This window comes from Paenibacillus antarcticus, assembly GCF_001637225.1.
GTDB lineage: Bacteria > Bacillota > Bacilli > Paenibacillales > Paenibacillaceae > Paenibacillus_AQ > Paenibacillus_AQ antarcticus.
Map to the genome: position 1 here is coordinate 240407 of NZ_LVJI01000048.1, position 24423 is coordinate 264829.

General features: G+C 39.5%; 22 protein-coding genes. 4 read left to right on the forward strand and 18 right to left on the reverse strand.

Annotated features, from left to right (window positions below):
• The first annotated feature begins 314 nt into the window (after window positions 1-314).
• Entirely contained in the window at window positions 315-581 is a 267-nt protein-coding gene (locus PBAT_RS21990) for an AbrB/MazE/SpoVT family DNA-binding domain-containing protein (RefSeq protein ID WP_068585555.1), read from the forward strand.
• A 161-nt stretch (window positions 582-742) separates the two neighbouring features.
• On the opposite strand, the gene PBAT_RS21995 is transcribed toward PBAT_RS21990, so the two are convergent.
• The 7 genes from PBAT_RS21995 to pdhA form a co-directional block, all read right to left on the reverse strand.
• Complete coding sequence (locus tag PBAT_RS21995; RefSeq protein WP_068652822.1) at window positions 743-2230, reverse strand: glutamate synthase subunit beta; 1488 nt, start codon at window positions 2228-2230, stop codon at window positions 743-745.
• Between the two features lie 181 nt (window positions 2231-2411).
• A complete protein-coding gene (locus PBAT_RS22000) occupies window positions 2412-2903 on the reverse strand; it encodes a dihydrofolate reductase (protein ID WP_068652823.1) in 492 nt (163 codons plus the stop codon).
• 25 nt (window positions 2904-2928) lie between these two features.
• Window positions 2929-3723 carry a thymidylate synthase gene (gene thyA / locus PBAT_RS22005; RefSeq protein WP_068652824.1) on the reverse strand — a complete coding sequence of 265 codons (795 nt, stop codon included), beginning with the start codon at window positions 3721-3723 and terminating at the stop codon, window positions 2929-2931.
• A 948-nt stretch (window positions 3724-4671) separates the two neighbouring features.
• Window positions 4672-6093 (reverse strand): dihydrolipoyl dehydrogenase, encoded by a 1422-nt coding sequence (lpdA, locus tag PBAT_RS22010; protein ID WP_068652825.1) that lies wholly within the window; start codon window positions 6091-6093, stop codon window positions 4672-4674.
• A gap of 2 nt (window positions 6094-6095) precedes the next feature.
• Entirely contained in the window at window positions 6096-7418 is a 1323-nt protein-coding gene (locus PBAT_RS22015; RefSeq protein WP_068652826.1) for a dihydrolipoamide acetyltransferase family protein, read from the reverse strand.
• A 33-nt stretch (window positions 7419-7451) separates the two neighbouring features.
• The gene (locus tag PBAT_RS22020; protein WP_068585571.1) at window positions 7452-8429 is read right to left on the reverse strand and encodes an alpha-ketoacid dehydrogenase subunit beta; all 978 of its coding nucleotides are present in this window, start codon (window positions 8427-8429) and stop codon (window positions 7452-7454) included.
• Window positions 8430-8491: 62 nt separating this feature from the next.
• Window positions 8492-9559 carry a pyruvate dehydrogenase (acetyl-transferring) E1 component subunit alpha gene (pdhA, locus tag PBAT_RS22025; RefSeq protein WP_068585574.1) on the reverse strand — a complete coding sequence of 356 codons (1068 nt, stop codon included), beginning with the start codon at window positions 9557-9559 and terminating at the stop codon, window positions 8492-8494.
• A 256-nt stretch (window positions 9560-9815) separates the two neighbouring features.
• Here pdhA and PBAT_RS22030 point away from each other — a divergent pair, with 256 nt between their 5' ends.
• On the forward strand, window positions 9816-10547 hold the full coding sequence (locus PBAT_RS22030; protein ID WP_068652827.1) for an alpha/beta hydrolase: 732 nt from the start codon (window positions 9816-9818) through the stop codon (window positions 10545-10547).
• Between the two features lie 137 nt (window positions 10548-10684).
• On the opposite strand, the gene PBAT_RS22035 is transcribed toward PBAT_RS22030, so the two are convergent.
• Window positions 10685-11149, reverse strand: coding sequence for a low molecular weight protein-tyrosine-phosphatase (locus PBAT_RS22035; protein ID WP_068652828.1), 465 nt, complete (start codon window positions 11147-11149; stop codon window positions 10685-10687).
• Window positions 11150-11193: 44 nt separating this feature from the next.
• A complete protein-coding gene (locus PBAT_RS22040; RefSeq protein WP_068652893.1) occupies window positions 11194-11820 on the reverse strand; it encodes a trimeric intracellular cation channel family protein in 627 nt (208 codons plus the stop codon).
• 171 nt (window positions 11821-11991) lie between these two features.
• Between PBAT_RS22040 and PBAT_RS22045 the strand changes: the two genes are divergently transcribed.
• Complete coding sequence (locus tag PBAT_RS22045; RefSeq protein ID WP_068652829.1) at window positions 11992-12633, forward strand: thiamine diphosphokinase; 642 nt, start codon at window positions 11992-11994, stop codon at window positions 12631-12633.
• Window positions 12634-12901: 268 nt separating this feature from the next.
• Window positions 12902-13411: a C40 family peptidase gene (locus PBAT_RS22050; RefSeq protein ID WP_068652830.1), complete on the forward strand. Its 510-nt coding sequence runs from the start codon at window positions 12902-12904 to the stop codon at window positions 13409-13411.
• 78 nt (window positions 13412-13489) lie between these two features.
• Here PBAT_RS22050 and PBAT_RS22055 read toward each other — a convergent pair whose 3' ends face one another.
• From PBAT_RS22055 to PBAT_RS22095, 9 genes are all read right to left on the reverse strand, one after another.
• Window positions 13490-14176 (reverse strand): response regulator transcription factor, encoded by a 687-nt coding sequence (locus tag PBAT_RS22055; RefSeq protein ID WP_068652831.1) that lies wholly within the window; start codon window positions 14174-14176, stop codon window positions 13490-13492.
• A gap of 112 nt (window positions 14177-14288) precedes the next feature.
• Window positions 14289-15350: a MoeB/ThiF family adenylyltransferase gene (locus tag PBAT_RS22060; RefSeq protein ID WP_068652832.1), complete on the reverse strand. Its 1062-nt coding sequence runs from the start codon at window positions 15348-15350 to the stop codon at window positions 14289-14291.
• A 20-nt stretch (window positions 15351-15370) separates the two neighbouring features.
• On the reverse strand, window positions 15371-16930 hold the full coding sequence (locus tag PBAT_RS22065; protein ID WP_068652833.1) for an ABC-F family ATP-binding cassette domain-containing protein: 1560 nt from the start codon (window positions 16928-16930) through the stop codon (window positions 15371-15373).
• Window positions 16931-17141: 211 nt separating this feature from the next.
• Window positions 17142-20525 carry a DUF5704 domain-containing protein gene (locus PBAT_RS22070; protein WP_248912454.1) on the reverse strand — a complete coding sequence of 1128 codons (3384 nt, stop codon included), beginning with the start codon at window positions 20523-20525 and terminating at the stop codon, window positions 17142-17144.
• Window positions 20526-20575: 50 nt separating this feature from the next.
• Entirely contained in the window at window positions 20576-21841 is a 1266-nt protein-coding gene (locus tag PBAT_RS22075; protein ID WP_068652834.1) for an S-layer homology domain-containing protein, read from the reverse strand.
• 71 nt (window positions 21842-21912) lie between these two features.
• Complete coding sequence (locus PBAT_RS22080; RefSeq protein ID WP_068652835.1) at window positions 21913-22905, reverse strand: hypothetical protein; 993 nt, start codon at window positions 22903-22905, stop codon at window positions 21913-21915.
• A complete protein-coding gene (locus PBAT_RS22085) occupies window positions 22889-23440 on the reverse strand; it encodes a hypothetical protein (RefSeq protein ID WP_068652836.1) in 552 nt (183 codons plus the stop codon). The genes PBAT_RS22080 and PBAT_RS22085 overlap by 17 nt, the downstream gene beginning before the upstream one ends.
• A gap of 15 nt (window positions 23441-23455) precedes the next feature.
• Window positions 23456-23851 carry a hypothetical protein gene (locus PBAT_RS22090; protein ID WP_068652837.1) on the reverse strand — a complete coding sequence of 132 codons (396 nt, stop codon included), beginning with the start codon at window positions 23849-23851 and terminating at the stop codon, window positions 23456-23458.
• A gap of 62 nt (window positions 23852-23913) precedes the next feature.
• On the reverse strand, window positions 23914-24396 hold the full coding sequence (locus PBAT_RS22095) for an ABC transporter permease (RefSeq protein ID WP_068652838.1): 483 nt from the start codon (window positions 24394-24396) through the stop codon (window positions 23914-23916).
• Window positions 24397-24423 lie beyond the last annotated feature (27 nt).

Consider the following 24423-nt stretch of genomic DNA (forward strand, 5'->3'; position numbering starts at 1 on the left):
TTTTTAGTATCCAGTGATATCTTTACATTAAGAATAACAAAAACAGTAAATATCGATTTCCTTTTTACAAAACCCTTGGATCGAGGTGTTTATCGAATTTTGTCGAATCATATAACCTTATATTGAGTCTATACCGATTCAGAAAATTCATAATAATAACACTAAATACGTGATAAATTACTATTATTAGCACATAAAGGTTGACAACAAACTAGAAATAGGAATAAAATTCAATAAGTGGTTTACCGCAAAATTTGTCGTTTTATATATACTTATGTCATCATAATTCGATAAATCATTAGGAGGAAATAATAATGTTAAAAGCAACTGGTATTGTAAGAAAAGTGGATGAATTGGGTCGTATTGTATTGCCGATTGAATTACGTAGAACTTTAGGGATTGAAATCAAAGATGGTTTGGAAATATTTGTAGATGGAGACCGTATCGTACTTAAAAAATATGAGCCTTCATGTATCTTCACTGGAAACGCTGAGGATCTAATTTATTTCAAAGGTAAAATGATTAGCAAAGCGGCTATGGAAGAAATGATTTCAATATATAACACTTCTTTCTCTAAATAATACCAATCAGCTTATCATGATATATAAAAAGGGAGCCGCCCATAGGTCTGATGTATCTAGACCTATGGGCGACTCCCTTTTTTTTGGGCTAGCTATACTTAAAACGAAAACAGTAGACTAAGGATCATCCCATTAGCCTACTGTTTGTTATTATTAAATATTTAGACGAGTACTGTAGAACCCATTAGGTATTTATCCACTTCACGAGCGGCTTCGCGTCCCTCATTAATAGCCCATACTACCAAGCTTTGTCCACGGCGCATATCTCCTGCTGCAAATACTTTGTCCACATTGGTCGTATATCTACCTTTATGTGCTTTCACATTCGAACGACGATCCGTTTCAAGACCTAACTTCTGTATCAAAGTCTGTTCAGGACCATCAAATCCAATGGCGATTAACGCCATTTGTGCTTTAAATATACGTTCTGTTCCAGGAACAGGCTGATACACTTTACGACCCGTATCATCAATCAAGCGCTGAATTTGCACCGTATGCAATTCTTGTAATTGACCCGAATCATCGCCTACAAATTTCGTTGTCATAATAGAGAACTCACGCGGATCCTGCCCGTAAATAGCTTTCGCTTCCTCTTGAGCATAATCTAATGTATATACATTTGGAAATTGAGGCCACGGATTGCCTAATGAATCACGCTCAAGTGGTGCCTTGTCATGGGTACCGAACTGCGTAATACTATTACAGCCATGACGGAGTGACGTTGCCACACAGTCAGAACCTGTATCCCCACCACCGATAACAATGACATCTTTATCTTTAGCAGAAATATAATTTCCATCTTCTAATCCTGAATCTAAAAAACTCTTAATTGTTCCATTCAAATACGTCATCGCATAATGGACACCCACAAGATCTGAACCTTCAATGTTGAACTCACGAGGTTTCGTTGCACCTCCGCAGAGAACGACAGCATCATATTCATCCACTAATTGCTGCGCAGGTATGTTACCACCGATCTCCGCGTTAGTCACAAATTCAATTCCTTCGGCTTCAAGTATATCTACGCGACGTTGTACAACGCCTTTATCAAGCTTCATAGCCGGAATCCCGTAGGTCAACAACCCACCGATACGATCAGCACGCTCATAGACCGTTACGTTATGCCCTGCCTTATTGAGTTGAGCCGCTGCTGCAAGCCCTGCTGGACCAGAACCTACCACTGCTACACGTTTACCTGTGCGTCTCTCAGGAGGCTTAGGAACAACCCAGCCCTCTTCAAAACCTTTATCAATAATCGCTTGCTCAATTGTTTTAATCGTTACCGGTTGACCAATTAAGCCCACGGTACAAGAACCTTCACAAGGTGCTGGACAGACACGACCTGTGAATTCAGGAAAATTGTTCGTTTTATGTAAACGATCCAGTGCCTCTCTCCATAATCCACGATAAATTAAATTATTCCATTCTGGAATTAGATTATTTACAGGACAACCTGATGTTCCTCCAGCCATATCAATCCCCGTATGACAATATGGCGTTCCGCAATCCATACAGCGAGCACCTTGCGTCCGAAGCTCTTCTTCAGACATATGTTTATGAAATTCTTCCCAATCTTTGATCCGCTCCGATGGATCACGATCTATAGGAAGCTGACGACTAAATTCCATAAAGCCTGTTGGCGTAGACATAACCCTATTCCTCCATCCCGTTCTCTCTTCAACATAATTATTTATATAAGTACATAAATATGCGAATGAATAAATACGCTACAATTTATATTATTCTAGCATCCCCATGAATTTATATTAATGGATTATCCGCATTATTATTTGTACTATTTATCATTAAAGTAACAGGACATGGAAGGGTTTAACAGTTATTGCGGTTATAGATATAGAAACGATAATCATACGGATTTTTCTCGTCTCTCACCCCTGGAATTTCCTCTGATAATGTCCAACAAGTCCAGTCTATATCTGGAAACACAGTGTCGCCTTCAAAGTCTTCATCAATTCTTGTCACAAGCAGACGGTCCGCATATGGCAACCATTTCTCATAAATCTGTGCCCCGCCAATGATCATAAGCTCTTGATTATTTGCATAATCTAACGCCTCTTCTAGACTATGAATAATCTGAGCATCATGTGACTTATATTCTGAATCACGTGTCATCACAATATTCGTGCGATCCTTTAATGGTTTACCACCAAAAGACTCCCACGTTTTCCTTCCCATTACAACAGGCTTACCTATCGTTTGTTCTTTGAAGAAAGCCATATCACGTGGTAAACGCCACGGCATTCCATTGTCTTTTCCCATGACACCATTGCGGCCCATGGCCCAAATCATCGTAATACCCATTCGTATCTCCTCTCTCTCTTTCTTTCTATATGGCCACTGGAGCTTTAATCCCAGGATGATATTTATAATCAACAAATTCGAAATCTTCAAAACGATAATCAAAGATAGAATCAGGTTTACGATGAATAACCAGTTCTGGAAGATCATAAGGTTCACGCTGTAGTTGAGTATGCACTTGCTCCATGTGATTTGAATAAATATGCACATCGCCACCGGACCAAATAAACTCATCCACCTCTAGACCGCACTGCTGAGCCACCATATGAGTTAGTAACGCGTAACTCGCAATGTTAAACGGCAGGCCTAAAAATGTATCTACAGAACGCATAGTAAGCATACAAGACAGCTTGCCACCTGCAACATAGAACTGAAATACAAAATGGCATGGCGGAAGTTTCATTTGGTCAATTTCAGCTACATTCCATGCACTTACAATATGTCGACGCGAATCAGGATTATTCTTAATCGCTTCAATCACATTCGCGATTTGATCGATCCGTTCTCCACTTGGGGATTCCCAAGATCTCCACTGTGAGCCATACACAGGGCCCAATTCCCCGTTCTCATCAGCCCATTCATCCCATATCGAGACGCCATTTTCTTTCAAATACTTTATATTTGTGTCACCACTTATGAACCATAACAGTTCATGAATGACAGATTTAAGATGAACTCTCTTTGTCGTTAATAGTGGGAACCCTTTGGATAAATCAAAACGAAGCTGACGTCCAAATACGGATACCGTCCCTGTGCCTGTCCGATCTTCTTTAGGTGTACCGTTGTCTAATATGTCTTGTAGCAATTCTAAATAATTCTTCACTGATTAAAGCACCTCACTATATTTTATATCGCTTATACGTGACAAGCCTATTCGAATCTTTGTGTTCTAAGTGTAACATGTATTTATCATTAAAATAAATATATACACTTCAATAAATTTTAATCTATAGAGTCATGTAGGAGGTCTCTACGATAACGGATTGTCCTTCCGATCGCTGTTGCCCTTTGATTTCTTGATTGTATACCGCCTATAGCGGTTGGAATCATAGTTCATGTATATGCTTCCGAAGTAGCTTTCCTAAGAAAAGCTTGTAGGTAAACGCTATCGCTTCATCAGGACAATTCCGTCACCTTCGCTACTTCGATGAATATCCATCCTTTTTTCTGCAACAGTTAATTTCGATTTAGACTCTCCATCAGAACAGCAATAGGAAATTGAGATATTCGTTATTACACTGGAAAATGCAGCAGGTAAAAATTGGCTAAAATGATACCATTATTATTGAGCTTTTTCGGGTTGTAAAATCACCATGTTTCAAAATAGAACGTATTGAATCACCCGGATAATTCACAGTTGTATTAATCATGCACACGAGTTTACTCTGAAGAATCCCTTCTTCCAAATCCATTGTCAGAAAGTTGTTGTTTGCTACTATTAGAAAATATAAACACATCGCTTTTTTAAATACTGCTAAGGAGTACTTCCATTACGCCAAAAGAGTACTTCCTTTGTTTTTGGGATGATCTAATATAACTTGTTATGTTCAAAGTAGCGCAGAGGACGGAACATTTCGGAAAAGCGATAGCGCTCGCCTTGGTCTTCGAATTTCAACCGCTACAGCGATTTCAATCCAGAAATTTGGAGACCACAGCGATTGGAGAAAAGGTCCGTTCTCGGAGCGTCCACCCAAAAAGCATCAAAAAAAGTGCCCCTAACCATTTTATCAATGGCTAGGAGCACTCTTTTTTATATATAAGTTACGATTTCTTATTTACGCGGAGCCATCATGTGAATTGGGTTACCAAGAGCTAGCTCGGCACCTTCCATCACGATTTCACCCAATGTTGGGTGAGCATGAATTGTCAAAGCGATGTCTTCAAGTGTTGCACCCATTTCGATAGCCAAACCAAGTTCAGCAATCAAGTTGGAAGCTTCAAGACCTGCAATGTGGCATCCTAGAACAAGGTCAGTACCTTTTTCAGAGATCAACTTCACGAAGCCGTCAGGGCTATTTAGAGACAATGCGCGACCGTTACCGGCAAATGGGAATTTAGCTACAACAACTTCATAGCCTTTATCCTTCGCTTCTTTCTCTGTATAACCAACGCTTGCACATTCAGGATCTGTGAATGCAACTGCTGGGATACACTTGTAATCAATTACAGATGCATGACCAGAGATAGCTTCAGCAGCTACTTTAGCTTCATAGGAAGCTTTATGAGCAAGAGCAGGACCTGCTACGATATCACCAATAGCGAAGATGTGTGGGAAGTTCGTACGACCTTGATGGTCAACTTTAACTAATCCACGTTCGTCCATTTCGATACCTACAAGATCAAGACCAAGTTCACCATCTGTATTCGGACGACGTCCAACTGTAACAAGCAAGTACTCAGCAGTTACTTCTTTGGACTCTCCACCAACAGAATATTTCACAGTAACGTCTTTATCTGTTTGTGTAGCACTTTCAGCTTTAGCATTAGTGATGATTTCAATACCTGTTTTCGTCATGTTCTTAACAACAAGTTTAGTCATATCTGGATCGAAACCGTTAAGTACGGATTCCAAGCCTTCAACGATTGTTACTTTTGTTCCGAATTTCGAGAACATTTGACCAAGTTCAGCACCGATATATCCACCACCGATAACAATTAGGCTCTTCGGAATTTCAGGAAGATCCAATGCTTCAGTTGAAGACATAATACGACCACCGAATGGGAATGGTTTAAGTTCGATTGGACGAGAACCTGTAGCGATAATACAGTTCTTGAAACGGTAACGTGGAGATTCGTGATCATTGAAGACACGAGCTTCGTTCTCATTGATGAACATACATTCACCATTGAATACTTCCACTTTGTTACCTTTAAGTAATCCAGCAACGCCACCAGTCAATTTCTTAACAACACTGTTTTTGAATTCTTGTGTTTTACCGAAATCCACTTTCACGTTGTCTGCACTTACCCCAAATGCAGCACCATGTTGTGCAGACTCATAATGATGAGCAGCAGCAATCAAAGCTTTGGAAGGAATACAACCGCGGTTAAGGCATACGCCACCAACTTCGGATTTATCCACGATTAATACTTTTTGACCTAGTTGAGCAGCACGAATTGCTGCCACATAACCACCAGGACCTGCACCAATGACTAATGTATCGATATCAAGAGAAGCGTCTCCAACTACCATGATTAAACCTCCATTACTAATAGCTCAGGGTTATTGAGCAGTGTTTTAATGTAGTTCATAAAGTTTTGTGCAGTAGCGCCATCGATAATACGGTGGTCAAAGCTTAAGGACAATGCCATAACTGGTGCAATAACAATTTCACCATTCTTAACTACGGCTTTTTCAGAGATACGACCTGTACCCAAGATTGCAACTTCAGGGAAGTTGATGATTGGAGTAAAGAACATACCACCAGCAGAACCGATGTTAGAGATTGAAATTGTACTACCCTTCATTTCGTTAGGGGACAATTTACCATCGCGTCCACGAACCGCTAGGTCTTTGATTGAATCAGCAACCATCCAGATGCTCTTACGATCAGCATCTTTGATTACTGGAACGATCAAGCCATTGTCTGTATCTGTAGCAATACCGATATTGTAGTATTTCTTGTATACAATTTCGTTGCTTTCTTCATCAATCATTGCGTTAAGAGCAGGGAATTGACGGCAAGCCGCAACAAGTGCTTTCACGATAAATGGAAGATAAGTAACTTTAATTCCTTTTTTCTCAGCAATTGGTTTCATACGTGTACGGAAGTCCACCAAATCAGTTACATCTACTTCATCCATAATTGTAACGTGTGGAGCAGTGTAAGCCGATTTAACCATCGCGTTAGAGATCATTTTACGGATACCCTTGAATGGCACGCGCTCTTCTTCACCGCTAGCATTAACCGAAGTTGTTGCTGCTGAAGTCGCTTTAGGCGCTTCTTCAGTTGAAGCTGCAGCTGCCGGTGCTGATGAAGTTGCTTGACCACCATTCTTAAAGGATTCAACATCTTCCTTCGTAACTTTACCGTTATTACCAGTACCCGTTACTGTAGAGATATCAATACCTTGTTCACGAGCGAATTTACGCACGCTAGGCGTTGCAAGTACGTCTTTGTTAGGAGCTGCAGGAGCTGTTGTTGCTGCTCCGCCTTCTTTAGCATCAGCAGGACTGGATCCAGCTGGTGAAGAAGTTGTGTCCGCGCTACCTTTTGCTGCGTCTGCTTCTTGACTAGAATGATCTCCAGTTGGAGCATCTTGCTCAGGAACGTCACCTACAGCATCAATAACAGCTACAACGTCACCTACGCGACATACTTGTCCGTCTTTGGTTAGCACTTCTAGTACTGTACCATCCACTGGACATGGAACTTCAATCACTGCTTTGTCATTCTGTACTTCCATTACGATAGAATCATCAGTGACTTTATCACCTACTTTGATATGCATCTTGATGATTTCGCCTTCATGTAAACCTTCGCCTAATTCTGGGAAACGGTATTCAAATTTAGCCAATGTTTTTACCTCCTTATTAATGACTGCGAGCTGTTAGTATTCCAACACGGTATTAACAGCTTTGATAATACGTGCTGGTGTTGGGAGCCATGAATCTTCGATCTGTGCAAAAGGATAAATAGTGTCTGGACCCGCAACACGAAGTACTGGAGCTTCCAAGTGTAGAATAGCTTTTTCGTTGATTTGAGCAATAACTTCAGCTGCAATACCAGCACTCTTCTGTGCTTCCTGTACAACAATTGCACGATTCGTTTTCTTAATAGATGTAACAATCGTATCTATATCAAGTGGATTTAATGTACGTAAGTCAATAATTTCCGCTTTGATTCCTGATTTCTCCAATTCATCAGCTGCTTTCGTAGCTGTGTGAACAGTCATTCCGTAAGAAATGATGGTTACATCGGAACCTTCACGAACGATATTAGCTTTACCAAGTTCAATGGTGTATTCACCTTCTGGAACTTCTGCACGGAATGCATGATAAAGATTTAAATGCTCCATAAAGAATACTGGATCGTTGTCGCGAATTGCAGAGATCAATAGTCCTTTTGCATCGTAAGGATTAGATGGTACTACTACTTTAATACCCGGAGTTTGAGCAATCAAACCTTCCAAGGAATCTGTGTGTAGCTCTGCCGCTTTAACTCCACCACCAAATGGTGTACGGAACACGATTGGAGAATGGTAACGTCCACCTGAACGGTAACGCATACGAGCTGCTTGAATCAACATTTGATCCATCGCTTCAAAGATAAATCCAATAAATTGAATCTCAGCAATTGGACGGAATCCTTGGATACCAAGTCCTACAGCTAATCCACCGATTGCGGATTCAGCTAGTGGAGTATCAAATACACGATCTTCTCCGAAAGCTTTTTGCAAACCTTCTGTTACGCGGAAAACACCACCTACATTCCCTACATCTTCTCCGAAGATCAAGACGTTCGGATCACGTTCAAGTTCTACGCGCATCGCATCACGAATTGCTTCTTTCATATTCATTTGAGCCATTGCTTCATATCCTCCTTAAACATTCGCAGTCACGTTGGTTATTTATATGTTGTAAATTATCTCTATTCGAAATCGGCTTTTTGTTCTTCCAGATATTTCGGTGTAGTCTCGAACATACTGTCAAGCAAACCGGATACTGTCATTTTTTCTGTTTTTTCTGCTTTTTTGATCTGTTCATTTACTTCAGCCTTAGCTTCTTCTCTTACACGTGCTGTATCTTCTTCAGTCCAAAGACCTTTTTTCTCCAGATACTTAGCAAGGCGTGCAATAGGATCCTTCGCACTCCATTCCACTTCTTCTTCCTTCGTCCGATATTTACTAGCATCATCAGACAAGGAATGCGGACGGAAACGATATGTTACAGCTTCGATCAATGTTGCACCTTCGCCATTGCGACCACGTTCAGCAGCTTCTTGTACGGCACTAATGACAGCAAATACGTCCATACCGTCAACTTTAATACCTCTGATTCCCGCAGCTACTGCTTTATGAGCAATAGATAGGGCCGCTGTTTGTTTGGAGAATGGAGTAGTGATTGCATAACCATTGTTTTGAACAAAGAAAATGACTGGAAGTTTATATACGCCTGCATAGTTTAGACCTTCATAGAAGTCACCTTCAGACGAACCACCGTCACCTGTATATGTGATAGCTACTTGTTTTTGTTTTTTAAGTTTGAATCCCATTGCAATACCCATTGCATGGAGAATTTGCGCACCAATAATAATTTGTGGCATCAATACGTTTACACCTTCTGGAATTTGACCTCCATGTTGGTGACCACGTGAATATAGGAACGCTTGATAAAGTGGAAGTCCGTGCCATACTAGCTGCGGAATATCACGATATCCAGGACATACAAAATCTTCTTTCTGTAGAGCATACTCGCTACCGATCATCGTTGCTTCTTGACCAGACACAGGAGCATAAAAACCAAGACGTCCTTGACGACCTAAGTTAACTGCACGGTCATCCCAAGTACGAGTAAACACCATACGGTACATAATTTCTTTCAATTGATCATCAGTAAGTTTCGGCATCATAGCTTCATTAACGATTTCACCATCTGGAGATAGAACGGAAAGCGCTTCTACTTCCTCTGTATACACTTCATAAGGAACCTTGCTCATCATCTTCACCTCAACAAAAAAATTTGATTATCATGTGCGCCTGTTATAGAATTATTATATACCTGTTCTATACGTTAAGTCAAAGGTAAATACGTTATAAATCAATTATTTTGATTTTGTATGTATAACAGCCCAAAATAATTGGTATAACAGTTAGAACAATTAAACAACACAGCAATGAATTACTTCACAATAATATCTTAGCTTATCGCTTCTCCCATTGCAAAAAAATCAACCCAAGAAAAGGTGACCTCAGATGACCGATTCTCGTTACTTAAAACGGACCATTATAAAAGAAGAAATAAACAGTAAATACCTTTCAGAAACTCGTAATCTTCGTATCTATTTACCTCCTGGATACAATGAAATTGTTAGCTACCCTGTCGTATACTGCCAAGATGGTGAAGAGTTTTTCAATTTCGGTCGTATTGCTACCATTGCCAATGGCCTCATTCTTGATGGAGGTGCTGAACCTTTTATTATTGTTGGCGTGGAAGTCGATACAGCCGTCCGTACAGCAGAATATGCACCATTTGGTAACAGATTTGAGGCATACGTGAAATGTTTTGCTGAAGAAATTATCCCCTATGTGCAGCAGAAATATCCCGTCCGAACCGAGACATCCGAAACTTTGATTGCTGGTGACTCCCTTGGTGGTAGTGTATCTCTTCATATTGCCCTACAATATCCACATTTGTTTACGCGAGTTCTTAGCTTGTCCGGCGCTTATTATGAAGCTTCACAACAAATCATTGCTTCTGAATCGGACCTTTCTTGGTTAAATATCTTCATGATTGTTGGTCTGCAAGAGAATGAATTCACAACTGACACAGGAACATATGATTTCGTCCAACTAAATAGAGATACGAAGAACCTTCTAGAAACACGTGGAGCACAAGTCCATTATGAAGAAAAAGAGGGTCGTCATCTTTGGGGGTTCTGGCAAAAAGAATTACCCGATGCACTGTTGTATTTTTTTGAAGAATAAGATAGCGAGTTCAAAAGTAAATCCTACTCACTCATGTTATGGGACAGGAGGTTAGGATTTATTTTTCTCCACAAAATGACTGCGCTTTCATAAACATTCTTACAAAAAGGCATGTTAATCATGCCCTTTTGTAATCATTATAGCTTTTCTTTCACAATTTTATCCAGTAGTACGTCACAACCCGCGTTCATCAAGTTATATACCTCTTCAAAGTTTCCGGTGAAATAAGGATCTGGAACTTCGCGTAATTTCTCTTTGGGCAATAAATCCATAAACTGAATGATACTCGCCTCTGTTCCTCCCTCAATTTTACGAAGGTTCGTCAGATTCGATTCATCCATACAGACTATGTACTCAAAAGCACTGAAATCTTGACTTATCACTTGTCGAGCTGCCATTCCTTCATAACCAATATCATGCGTATCTAATAATTTTTTAGTTCCTTCATGCGGAGGATGACCAATATGCCAATCTCCTGTACCAGCAGAATCCACAGTAATTTGATCCTCTAGTCCTTGCTTCTTAAGCTTGTCCCGTAGTACGGCTTCAGCCATTGGTGATCTACATATGTTTCCAAGACAGACAAATAGTACGTTAATCAATTGTGCTCATCCTTTCCAAACAAACGCGTTAGTATACGGATACCTTATCCGCTAAGACTTGATGTAGAATTGCTTATGGAACGTCTTGGCAGTCTCCATTTATAGAAGACAGACAACATTCTAAATACAACGACACATACGAACAATGTAAGTAACTGCCATGAATTGTGTAACCAATTCAGTCCAATGGCCAGACCTGCAAGCATCGCCCATACGGCATAAATCTCATCACGCAATACAAGTGGCTTTCGACCCGCAAGTATATCACGTATGATTCCCCCACCGATCCCAGTTAAAACAGCGGCCACGAGAACCGCACCTAAAGGGTGATTCATTTCCGTTGCATAGATTGCTCCTTGTATCGCGAAGGCAGATAATCCAATAGCATCGAATAATGCTTCTGTTTTCTTCCAGTGCTTAATCCATTTCAGAGGTAGTATAAAAGCAATCACGACAGAAATAAGCGCTAGACGAATCAGTAATCCCTGAGTCCATAACGACGTCACAGGAACACCAATTAATACATTTCGTATAATACCTCCACCAAATGCTGTGACAAGTCCTAAGACGATCACTCCGAGGATATCATACTCTTCTTCCATTGCAACAAAAGCGCCTGACATCGCAAACGCAATCGTTCCGATAATACTAAACCACTCAAATATATGCATATCCACTAGAGCGACCTCTTTCCTATCATGATGCTGTCACCATTGTAATCATGACAATATGAATTGTGCAACAATGAATTCTCATTTATACTTGTTTTTATCTTCAATTAAGTATGGAAGGTTCGTTTTTATTTCCATCTATCTATTAAAATGATCTTGGAGGACATACATATGACACATAAACGCGTAATCATTTTTTCAGGTGGTAGCCTTTATCCAGAGTTCTTGGATCAAATCCAAAAAGATGACTACATTATAGGAGCCGATAAAGGTGCCTTATTTTTAATCAATAATAACGTCCATCCTCATATATCCGTTGGAGATTTCGATTCCATCTCGGAAGAGGAGAAATTAATTGTTTCTTCATCTAGTGGTGAAATGATGGACTGCGATGCGATAGATAAGAATCTTACAGATACTGAACTAGCCTTTGAGATCGCTCTTAAACAACGTCCTACGCATATTCTATTAATTGGTGGAACAGGTACTCGTCTTGATCATACGTTAGCTAACATTCAGATGCTAAATAGAGCACTGCAACACCACACATCACTCACGATACTCGACAAGAACAATTACATTTCGATGACTGGCTCTTCACTTGAAGTCACCAATTTGGGGTACACTTATGTTTCACTCCTACCGATGACTGCTGAAGTGACGGGTATTACTATAGAAGGATTTGAGTATCCGCTAGAGAATGCAACTTTAAAATTAGGACAATCTCTAGGGATTAGTAATCGCCTTACAGGTGAAAAGGGTTCCGTCTCTATCGAAAGTGGGTTGTTACTCGTGATCCAAAGCAAAGATTAAATTAATACAATTTTGTAATTAATATGATTCAATAGAAAACGCCAAGAACGCTATGACAGCATAGATTCTTGGCGTTTTCTATGTCTACACAAACCAATTAATTAATTATTTGTAACTTTTAATCAAATTTTAATAAAGCAACTCTAGCGACTGGTGTATCAGTCTTTTCTAGTAGATGTCCAAATATTAGGTTGTTACAAAACTGTTATACTTGGTTTCGAGCACAACTAGACACTATTAAAACAGAAACTATCGGAGGTACTACAACATGACTAAACATACATGGACTCATAGATTTGCAGTAATAGGAATATGCTCATCTCTTGCTTTAACGGCTGCAATTACCGTCGCTAGCCCAGTTGCTGAAGCAGCAACAACCGCTACTGCCACCACATCCAAAGCAACAAAAATCATAAACTACGGAAAAACTTTTATGGGAACGCCATATAAATTCGGTGCTGCTACAACCACGACTAGAAATTTCGACTGTTCATCACTTATGAAACGAATCTATGGTAAATATGGTGTTACATTACCACGTACATCTGTAGCACAATCCAAAATGGGTGTTGCTGTTTCTAAAGCTAATCTCAAAAAAGGAGACCTCGTATTCTTCTCCACAGGAAGTAGATCGACTGGAAAGAATATTACTCATGTAGCTACGTATATCGGTAACGGGAAAATCCTTCATACGTACGGAAAACCTGGTGTTATCATCTCAGACCTTAACAAAGGTAACTGGAAGAAAACATATGTAAAAGCACGTCGGGTCCTTTAATCTCAATCAATCATACTTTATATATATCAAACTGACAGTCTAACGACTGTCAGTTTTTTTGTGCGAACGTAGACTTTCTTATCTAGGCTCTTCTAAAATATATCCTACACCTCGTGAAGTTTGGATCATTTTGTGATGGAACCCCTTGTCCAATTTAACTCTCAAATGACGTATATATACATCAACCACGTTCGTTCCTAATATGAAATCATAGTTCCACACTTGCTGTAGAATCTCTTCTCTGCTGCATACTTCATTGACATGTCGTGCTAAATACAATAACAAATCGTATTCTTTACGCGTTAATTGAATATCCTGTGAATTACGCATGACTCTTCGACTTTTGAGATCAATAGTTAGTTCTCCAATGGTGATAGGGAGCCTCTTATCGTGTCCTTCTTTCGATACTAGATTAAACAAATTATGAATCCGAATCAATACGATTTCAATTTGAACAGGCTTCGTTATATATTCATTAGCCCCTTCATTGAACCCATTTATGATATCTTCAGTCTTCATCTGATCGGACAGGACCATAGTCACAAAAGACTTTCTCCCTGAATACAACTCACTTATCAGGGTATAGTCCATCCCGCCACTTGCTTGGTCTAAAATTAGCATATCTATATTATGAATTTCCGCATATTCTTGTGCCTCTCCATTGTTACCGACCTTAATCACTTCATATTTCGCTTCACTAATTGCCGCAATAATGGGAACAGCGGATTCACCGTCGTATGCCACATACATAATAATCTCATTCACAGGCTCCACCAATTTCTATAAACTTTATCGGAAATATTCTTCTATACCATAGCTTGCACCAAGCAAAAAAAATCCATTCCTAATGATTAGGAATGGATTGATTTGAATTGAATTATCCAAAATAGCGATGATACAACGTTCTAGCTTCCGCAATGTCTTTCGTACCATGAATCAATGCTCTTCCATCGGGGAAAATAACTAAACGGTGTGAACCGATACTGTACGATACTAGAAACGGATTACTTTCTACATTACCTTCTTGAAGATTCGACAGGCGACCAGCTAACTGTTCAATATTCACAGATTGACGCTGACTAGGACGAATCTGAACGGTATCACGTCCGCAAAGTACATCAACCTTTTCTAAGTTAGCTGCTGATAAATACGGATATGTGGCATGATCACCGCAAGAAAGACAGTCACTTTTCTTCGCAGTATCGACCCCAATCGAGACATATTCATTTCGCCACAGATCAAAGGATAATAACTTACGCCGCAGTGCTTCTGGGTGACCACTAAGAAGCTTTAGTGCTTCCGTTGTCTGATTGGCAGTTACCATCTGTACCGCTTGCGGAATAATTCCAGAGGTATCACATGTATCTCCACCTAGAGGAACGGCCCCTAAGAGACAATTCAGACATGGTGTTTCACCTGGTAATATCGTATACGTAATTCCGTAACTCCCGACACAACCACCGTAAATCCAAGGAATATTATGTTTCTGAGAAATATCATTAATCAGTAGGCGTGTATCGAAATTATCTGTGCCATCCATAATCAGATCGACATCCGTAATTAGTGACTCTAACTCTTCCACTCGAACATCCATAACATGAATATCTATTGTAACTAACGAGTTGATGTCTTCTAACCGACGCTTAGCAGCCACTGCCTTAGGAAGACGCTGAGCCGCATCTTGTTCACTGAATAGCTGTTGTCTCTGAAGATTACTCCATTCAACATAATCCCGATCAGCTAATGTAACATGTCCCACCCCTGCTCGCACTAAAGTTTCAGCAATAGATGTACCCAATGCACCACAACCTACTATAAGAACATGGCTTTGTCCAAGTTTCTTCTGACCATCCGTACCTAATGGTGTAAATCGCTCTTGTCGTGAATAGCGATGCAAGGCATCTGATGGTGATTCCTGTTGGCTCACATCATTGGACATGTTATTTCACCCTTTCAACATTATACAGTCTTCGTCTTGGAAGCCCACGCTTCTACATTCCATTCTTTCGTTACCCAGCCTTCATAGAATTCCGGTTCATGGCAGACTAGAACGACCGTTCCTTTAAATTCCTTAAGCGCCCGCTGCAATTCAGCTTTAGCAATGATATCTAAATGGTTCGTAGGCTCATCGAATAGAATCCAGTTCGCTTCACGCATCATTAACTTACATATCCGAACTTTAGCTTGCTCTCCACCACTCAACATACTTAAAGGACGTGTAATATGATCATTTTTAAGACCCACACGTGCTAAATGCGAACGCACTTCACTTTGAGTGAGTGATGAAAATTCATCCCATACATCCTCAAGAGGCGTGATTCTGCTAGCAACCGATTCTTGCTCGAAGTATGCTGGTTGCAGATATTCCCCTAGGTATGTTCTACCGCTTAGTGTAGGTATTTTACCGAGAATGGTTTTGAGCAATGTAGACTTACCTACACCATTACAACCAACGATAGCGATCTTATCTCCACGTTCGATTACCATATTCATCTTAGGAAGTAGAGGGAAACTATAACCAATTTCGAAATCAATTCCTTCGAATACAGTCTTAGAACTTGCTCTAGATTCTTTGAATTTGAATGTCGGCTTAGAAGCTTCTTCTGGTTTCTCAATGCGATCCAATCGATCCAATTGTTTCTCACGACTCTTTGCTTGTTTGGACGAAGAAGCTCGCGCTTTATTACGAGCGATGAAATCTTCCTGTTTCTTAATCATCTCTTGTTGTCTTTCGTAAGCATCAACATGCTGATTCTTCGTCATATCAGCCATTTCAAGGAATTTCTCATAATTGGCCGTGTATCTTGTTAATTTGGAGAATTCCAAATGATAAATGATATTTACGATTTGATTCATGAAATCCGTGTCATGTGAGATCAACATAAAGGCATGAGGGTAGTTCTTTAAATACTGTGTCAGCCATTCAATATGCTCTACATCCAAATAGTTCGTAGGCTCATCCAGTAGTAGCACGTTCGGCTTCTCAAGTAACAACTTCGCAAGTAATACCTTCGTCCGCTGTCCACCACTTAATGATGCTACATCCCGATCCAAACCAATAGCAGTAAGACCTAGACCTTGGCTCATTTCTTCTACTTTAACGTCAAGTAAATAGAAATCCCCAATATCTAACTGCTCTTGAATGTCACCCATTTGCTCTAGGAGAATTTCTAATTCTTCTGGTGTTGCTTCACCCATCTTGTTCGTAATCTCATTCATTTCCTGCTCAAGTACCAGAAGCGGCAAGAAAGCATCCTTGAGAACATCACGAATCGTTTTGCCAGGTGTTAACTTCGTATGCTGATCCAAATAACCAAAACGAACGCGTGGCGTCCATTCTACTTTCCCTTCATCCTTAAGGAGTGTACCCGTAAGAATATTCATCAATGTGGATTTACCAACCCCATTGGCTCCAACAAAACCTACACGTTCCCCTTCTAACAAACGAAAAGTAACATCTCTAAACAACGTACGTCCCCCGAAATTATGGGAGAGACCTTCTACTGTTAATAAACTCATCTTTACTCTTTAACCCCTATCTATTATAAAAATCACTTTTATTTACATTAAAAATATCATCAAGATTATATTGTAACATAAATAGGATGCTCGCTGTAAGTTGAACTGTCTTTATTTTTAAAATTAAGAAATGTAAAGACCCCATATTCATATAGAATACAGGGCCAAAGGGAATACACGGAAATAACTGAAACAATAATCAGCTGGCTAACTAGTGCGTCCCGTTAGGAGCGTAATCATCATACGATGACTTGTTAGCATCATAGAATACGACATCGCCATCTTTAAGAAGGTATTGAACACCATACGGATCCGTAATCATTCGGTCGCGCGCGTCATCAGAACCGTCATAGCCTTCCATGTTCCACCATTGGTTATTGAGCGGGCCTTTGATATATTGCAGATGCGGTTTGTTCAAATCGGCATTTCGAATCGTTTCAAGATTAAAGTTGAGTGAAATATAACCATTACGTAAAAAGATCGGTGACTTTTCATCGAGTTTATTTGTTTTTCCATATACAGCTAAATCTGTACCTTTAGCAACGACATAGACGGCAGCTGGCAAGCTATATTCACCGTACCATTGTTGAATCGATGCATTCGTTCTAGCTGGACTGGCACTTGCATTTACCGGCCTATCAAATGTGTTAATGAACGTACGTAAAGGTGAAGGAAGCAATTGAATATCATACCCTCCTACATAGGTTTGTTCCGTTGACCTTTTTTGATATGCCGTTAAGTACTGTGGCCGTGTCATGGTCCACCCTGTCTTCATATCGTAAAGCGATCCCGCAGTATTCAAAATATCTGTAACAGGTACATTACGTAAGCGCTGATTCAGGATTATATTTCGGCGTTCCACAGCAGATGAAGAACCGATCTTTACGAACTTTTTAGTGTCCGAATGGTAGTAAAGGTCAACTTCAACACGTTTAGCAGGTGTAGATGCTTGGTTATCTTGGAAGTAAAAAGTCGGTGTCACTCGAATAGCATCCTTATCCTCGAACATGTTTCCTTTCGTCTTTAGATCGAATTTGAAGTGATAACCTGTTTTAACAGTCATCGACTTGAAACTTGCAACAGGATGACTTCCTCTAAGGATTGGTAGTACATACGGTGCAATTTTTCCGTTAGCCGCTCCATCAATTCCTTTTGTCCCTACTGAATATGAGGTACCATTTGAAGGACTACTACCTTTTGCTGTCCGAAATACCGTTTCCCAATTAGGATCAGCAATATCCGTAATACGAAAGTCATATAATCTACCAATAACTTCTACAGGCACGGTATCAGTTGCAACATGGTTATCTAAGTTAAGGTTTGCTTCCGATTCGGTTGTGAATCCGGATGCAGGAGCATTTTCAGCAAAGGATCTGAAATAAACAATATAATCTCCCTCATTAACCCAGACAGGTAAGAAAAATGTCTTCTCAAACTCTGATACAGGGATGGTAATCCAAGTATCCTTGGGATAAAATATGGATTTATCCGCAGTATAGACATCAAATTCAAAGCGAACTTGCTTAGCCTTAATATATTTTGCATAGTCCCTGTCACCATAACCTGAAATATTGCGGTGTTGACCAGTAGTAGGCATATAGACTTTGAAATTACGGTCTAGTATAAATGCCCTACGGCTATAATTTGGAACTGTCTTTTGATTATGAGCTGCATCATCCGAAGCGTTCGCATAGATCACGGTGGGTGTATGTACAGTCACTGTATTGATGGCATTAATCGGATACTGTTTATCGGAACCTCCTCCAATATTTTGAGGAAGCAATGTATAGTAGATTGTTCCGGTGCTCGTAGTATTCAGCTTGTTCAGTAATGCACTAGAGATCAAAAGAGCATTTTGATATAAAACAGTATTACCTATCGTCGTAGGATTTGGAATCTTTGTTGGCGTGGGTCCTGTCTTACTCACTTCTGAATCATCCATAATTTTTTGACCATTAAAATCAACTTTGTCGTTCTTGACAAGCGGATCTTTCGTTCCAGTTTCAGCCATACCCTTCAGTCGACTCGTATCATCCGGGGGAGAAGGCTTAGTAGTTCCTCCCACTACCGCCGGTGGTGTATACGTTATTGATGCGCCCTCTTGGGGTTTAACATGATCTTCAACTGTATCACTATGTGATGATGCCATTGTTGGAGGCGTGTATCCTGAAGGGTTAAGAATTACCTCCCCTCCGGGTAAGGCATAGTTCCTCATGACAGATTTGTCAATACCGTACAGTTCTAAATTTTTGATTTCCCAGTATGTATAATCTTTGGTGAATGTGAAAGAATATGTTTTCGACTCAGTCTCGGACATATCTTTGTCAGCTACTATAACGGGTTTGCCATCAGGTCCTGTTGTCGGAGGCTGTTTTTCTTTCCACTTCAGAACATAATCAACATCGACGTTACATTCATAATTGACTTTTCCATTCATCTGTCCAAATGTATGTTGGTACAGATAGTTAAAAGCTAGCGTATTAGCGTATAAATTATCTGACGTAGGTATTCCTTTACCTACATCGAAGTTATAAGGGCTATTACTCCCATCATCTGCTTTGATTGCCCCCGTAGCAGATGGGTCCATGACCGACGCTTGGGGAGTAGAACCCTGAGATGGGGAACCAATGCTGGCGACTGTGCATCCGCCAGTTCCTCCTCCTTCAACAGGAGGGTTAGGCTCCTCTGGAAGAGTGCCATCGTCATCCTTCGTGTACACTTCATATTCATTTGGATAACGATAGGTAAATGATTTGATATCAAATGTATAGGTAGCGAAATAATACATCATTGCAGCAGAGCCGTTACCGCCTAATGGAACTCTTGTTCCTTCGTGATCATAGATTTGAGTAAATCTAATACTACCTTTATTTAAATTAGGTACAGAAAAGCCAATGATAGCAGTAGATATGTCAGTTTTACCGATCGGTCCATCTATTGATGTAATATCTTTATCCATATCTTTGATTACATTTACCCCAACTTGTAACTTATTCGCTTCCTTTAGAGTTGTTTCTTCATCGTCGTCAATATACGTGGTTTCAAATGCACCATAGTCAACTGCTCCAACACTTTTGTACTGCTGATTTCGATCGTAATCAACTTCTATCCAAACTTTCTTCCCTGGCCATTTGTCTTTTGTGATCCCATCAAAAACTTCACTGCCTGTTGTTGCTTCTCCTTCAATACCCCATTTCTGCACACTCGTTCCGGGAATCCAATGCTTACCAGCTATACTTCTTGACCAAGCAATCCAACTTCCATAAGGCATATTTCCAATAGACTTGACTGCGATGCCTTCGCCGCTAATTTCTAAAGATTCGATATACTTCCTAGCATTCACTTTAATCTCTTTAAATTCTTTGCCACCTTTGTACAACAAGATTTTAGTAATGATTTTTCCTGCACCAGCATCTATATTAAAAGGTTTTGTGCTAATATTTTTCTCCTTATAGAAGACCGACTGATAGTCTCTCTTCAAAGAGGATTCAGCAGGAGCATATTCAATTTTATCCGTTTTGAAGAGACTCTCAGCTGCTACATCTGCATATATAGGAAATAATGAAATTAGTAACGAAAATAATAGTGAAAACATTGAAATAAGTGGTATGAGTTTCATTCTATCTTTCAAAATTCACACCACCTTTAATATGATTTAATAAACGGACCTGAAATGGTTAATAATTGTTGTGTTTTATAAAAGGTATTTGAGTACCCTGGTGTATTAATCGCAATAGTAAGCGGCCGATTTTGAGTCCATCCCTTTTTAGGGAATAAAAAGATTGTTTGATCCATAGGTTTATCCTTAAATACCGGGGCGATTTTATTTAATGCTCCCTCTAAATATGCATAAACATCACCATCAGTACCCGAAATAGATAAGGGAACGTTATTTCTTATAGAAATAGGAGCATAATGCTCAGAGTTTTTGCTAAAGACTACTCTTGATTTATAATAAATTAAATAACTATCTCTCCACTTAGAAACTGGAATTCCTTCTGTTAATGAACTCGAACTAATATTATTTTGCCATTTCAAACTAGAGATTGGTGGAACCAATTTCAGGTTAGGATCATTAGGATCTGCTAAATCAATCGCGATAACATATTCTATTTCTCCGGAATATTCGCCATCTTTTGAATTAATAATCATGTTTTCTTTCTTCCAAAGTTCAGCATCTTGATCTTTTTTAGTTGGATCATTAGAAGTAAATACTTCAGGCATCACAGTAAATATATTTGTACCATGCCATACCACTTCTGCACTTGCTACTGCATACTTATCTACTGGAAGCGATCCACCTGCATTCACTGTTAATATGCGATCAATGATCGTAACGGACTGGGCTCGAGTCGTATTGTCAGATTCTCCAAGCTTACCCGCTCCAAGTCCCGAAATTAATCCCTTCTTCGTAGCTAAATACATCCATTTCGTATCATCTGTCGTCTTTTCCCCTATTGCTCTTGCAGACAGTCTTGCCATCTCTTTTCTCGTCATCTGAGAATTTAGGTTACCTGAATTAAAATCAGACTCAACATATAGATTTGCGTTCTTAGCTGCATTTACATAGGCGTCATACCAAGTACCACCTGTAGTCGTCGAATCAACAGATATTTTCAATGCTTCTACCGTCATCTTAATGAACTCCGCTCGCGTTACATTGGAATTCGGCTTAAAAGTGCCATCCGGATATCCTTTCGCAAACCCACGTTCTACGGCTTTGTCGATTGCTCCTTTTGCCCAATGTGTCGTAATATCGGTTAGTTTAACACTACTAATCATGGTACTTACACCCTTATTCATATCTTCCGACAATTCCGCATTCGCAACTGCCGGCTTGTCCCACGTACTGAATTGACTCGCTAATGCTATGGTTGTTACCAATACTGCAATAAATGTTTTCTTTTTCATCTTTCGTACCCCCTTTAGTAATTAACTTAATTGTAATCTTTTTCCACATTTAATTGTACAATTATTAAGATTTAATTCCTATTTCCTACTGTACAGTCCAAAGGAATATATCCATTAGCTGCTGCGTCTCTTTCAGTTGTGAACACCTCCTCCGTTGTAAAGGATGACACGCAGGCATTTCGAGAATAATAGTATTTGTGTCCATTCGCAATCATCCCGTTATATATTGGTTTCTTCACGATTCGACTTCCTCCCAAAGCGTAGTTGTTATAATACTTCTGTCCCATTGGAATTCCCTGTACGAATGCCAAAATACCAACATCATTGATCGTATTGTTCCATTCCTCTTGGCTAATGAGTGGTAATGTAAAGGTATATGCTACGCCGTAACGCTTCGAGTAATTATTATATTTATTGATTTGAAATTGCAGGTCTTGCTGAATGGCATGAACAATTGAAGTCCTCCGCACTTGATCAAATGTCTTGGAATCATGTAATAAGGGGATGGATGCTTCTGATGTTATTTCACCTCGAAACCCTTCCAACCACTGTTGATCACCATTTTTGTTAACCGTTACATATTCATCGAGGGTAAAAGCAAATGTGTTACCATTATTATCAGCATAAGCGTATGGTTTTTTAGGACTCCATACATGTTTGAGTTCCATCTCACCCGCCGCATTCGTATATTCATCCCATGAATACATATAGTATCCATCATATCCAACAATAACTAACGCTGGAATGTAGGTTTTAAGAACACCTTGTCCATCTGGATCATTATAAACACCAAAATTCAAATACATCGTTTGTAGAAAGGTTTGTACTGCTTCCTCTCTATTGATTTTGACCTTTTTTAGTCTTTCATATTGCGTTTCATCTCTTTGACTACTATTAGTTAAGAGCGCTTTGGCAGCATCTTGTGTCGCTGTATCTATTGCCTTGTTATATCTAATTTCTGTAATAAGCGTTTCTCGTTGGACTTCAAGATTAATATTATTGAAAACAAAGTAAGGTAAAAGGATCATAACAGAAAAAATGGCTAGTTTAGTTATAGTCTTCATTGAGGACCATGCCTCCATACGGAATTACAATTGTTGCATTAGGGTTGTTTATTCCTCCAGTAAGGAAGTCATTCATCAATGTCCCCATCGTTCGGTTTGTATTTTTAACAGTAACATCGAAAAAGTCACCCACTGCAAATTTATAAATTCTGTTGGGTGAATCTACGGTTTCACTTGAATTTCTCGGAAAAATTTTTCCGTTTATTTGAGCATTAAAAAATTCCTCATAATTGACATGGTATCCATCTTGAAAAATACCATCATTATTGTAAATAGGATCATATCTTTTGTGTCGATGTACCATCTGAATATCATAGGTATTCCCTGTTAAAGCCATTTGATCTACGAACCCCTTGTACATGGTAGGTGTTATGTATCCTTTATCTCGAACAGAATCTACGAAATGAGATACAGCATTTAGAACTACCACTTCGGATATATCATCTTGTTTGTTCAGTGCACTTGAGACAGGAAATATTAAGATAAGGACAATTGCAATGATCACAGCGAACACTGTTGCAACCGAATTCGGCAAAACTTATCATCCCCTTTAGTTAAAACGTAACATGCTTAGTGCACCTTTATAGTCTCTTACATATGTAGGTATATATTTCTTAGAAAGATCAATAGAAGAAACATTCAGTGTCCTTGGATCTAACGACTTCGAATACATCACTCCGTTCACTTCAATATCCACTCCAATTTCTATCATTGTGTAAAGAGTCTGTCTTACTTCTGCTCCGCTTACAACGTAATCCGAAGGTACCTTGAGCGTTGAATATATATTATTGTCAGATCGCGTATTCATTTCGTAGGTTCGCTGTATCGTATCTCCTGTCGTTGAAAACAGATATACTGATAGTGTCAGAGAAACAACAAACATAGAGACAGCTAAGCTAAGACCTATGGCTTCAGAACTATTGTTTTCAATTGCAATAACAGTCACCTTCTTTTCTTGTCAGAAAGGAGACGCGAATAACACATCTCCTTATGTATTGAAGAGTTCAATTATTTCTGTTTAAAGGTAATCCCTCGAATGACATTACTGTTGTCTTTAATAACATTTGCTTCAAACTTACCTGATGGATTTACATAATCCATTTCAGATTCATTACTGGCATAAGCGATAGTGCCCCCTGGTACTACATTAGTCACAGATCCGTAGCCAGAAGTTCCTGCGGGTACAACCGTGTTAATATTTTTGAAATACCAAGAACCCGTTGTATTCTTTCCTGTTTTAACTTCAACACCGAATTGTCCTTTGTCTTGGAACTTTCGCAGAGCATTTAGAACTTGGCTACCGGATACCGTCGTATTGTCATATACAGTGAAAGATGCTTGCGACATTTCCGTTTGGATATCTGCGAAATTGTTTTGAGCTGATTTGGTTGCCTCCTGAGCTGAGATAAACAGTACGACTACAATTGTGATCAGTGCGATCGTTAAAAAGATACCTGCCGATACTTTTAAAGCTGTGGATGCATTATTCATTTCATTTCTCCTCCTAATGTATATGGG

Bases quoted from the DNA above. Each gene is read 5' to 3' on its own strand.
- PBAT_RS22095 (WP_068652838.1), bottom strand. From the start codon at position 24,396: ATGAATAATGCATCCACAGCTTTAAAAGTATCGGCAGGTATCTTTTTA.
- PBAT_RS21995 (WP_068652822.1), bottom strand. From the start codon at position 2,230: ATGTCTACGCCAACAGGCTTTATGGAATTTAGTCGTCAGCTTCCTATA.
- lpdA (WP_068652825.1), bottom strand. From the start codon at position 6,093: ATGGTAGTTGGAGACGCTTCTCTTGATATCGATACATTAGTCATTGGT.
- PBAT_RS22080 (WP_068652835.1), bottom strand. From the start codon at position 22,905: ATGAAGACTATAACTAAACTAGCCATTTTTTCTGTTATGATCCTTTTA.
- PBAT_RS22060 (WP_068652832.1), bottom strand. From the start codon at position 15,350: ATGTCCAATGATGTGAGCCAACAGGAATCACCATCAGATGCCTTGCAT.
- PBAT_RS22050 (WP_068652830.1), top strand. From the start codon at position 12,902: ATGACTAAACATACATGGACTCATAGATTTGCAGTAATAGGAATATGC.
- PBAT_RS22030 (WP_068652827.1), top strand. From the start codon at position 9,816: ATGACCGATTCTCGTTACTTAAAACGGACCATTATAAAAGAAGAAATA.
- PBAT_RS22020 (WP_068585571.1), bottom strand. From the start codon at position 8,429: ATGGCTCAAATGAATATGAAAGAAGCAATTCGTGATGCGATGCGCGTA.
- pdhA (WP_068585574.1), bottom strand. From the start codon at position 9,559: ATGAGCAAGGTTCCTTATGAAGTGTATACAGAGGAAGTAGAAGCGCTT.
- PBAT_RS22040 (WP_068652893.1), bottom strand. From the start codon at position 11,820: ATGCATATATTTGAGTGGTTTAGTATTATCGGAACGATTGCGTTTGCG.
- PBAT_RS22065 (WP_068652833.1), bottom strand. From the start codon at position 16,930: ATGAGTTTATTAACAGTAGAAGGTCTCTCCCATAATTTCGGGGGACGT.
- PBAT_RS22070 (WP_248912454.1), bottom strand. From the start codon at position 20,525: ATGTTTTCACTATTATTTTCGTTACTAATTTCATTATTTCCTATATAT.
- PBAT_RS22045 (WP_068652829.1), top strand. From the start codon at position 11,992: ATGACACATAAACGCGTAATCATTTTTTCAGGTGGTAGCCTTTATCCA.
- PBAT_RS22075 (WP_068652834.1), bottom strand. From the start codon at position 21,841: ATGAAAAAGAAAACATTTATTGCAGTATTGGTAACAACCATAGCATTA.
- PBAT_RS21990 (WP_068585555.1), top strand. From the start codon at position 315: ATGTTAAAAGCAACTGGTATTGTAAGAAAAGTGGATGAATTGGGTCGT.
- PBAT_RS22000 (WP_068652823.1), bottom strand. From the start codon at position 2,903: ATGGGTATTACGATGATTTGGGCCATGGGCCGCAATGGTGTCATGGGA.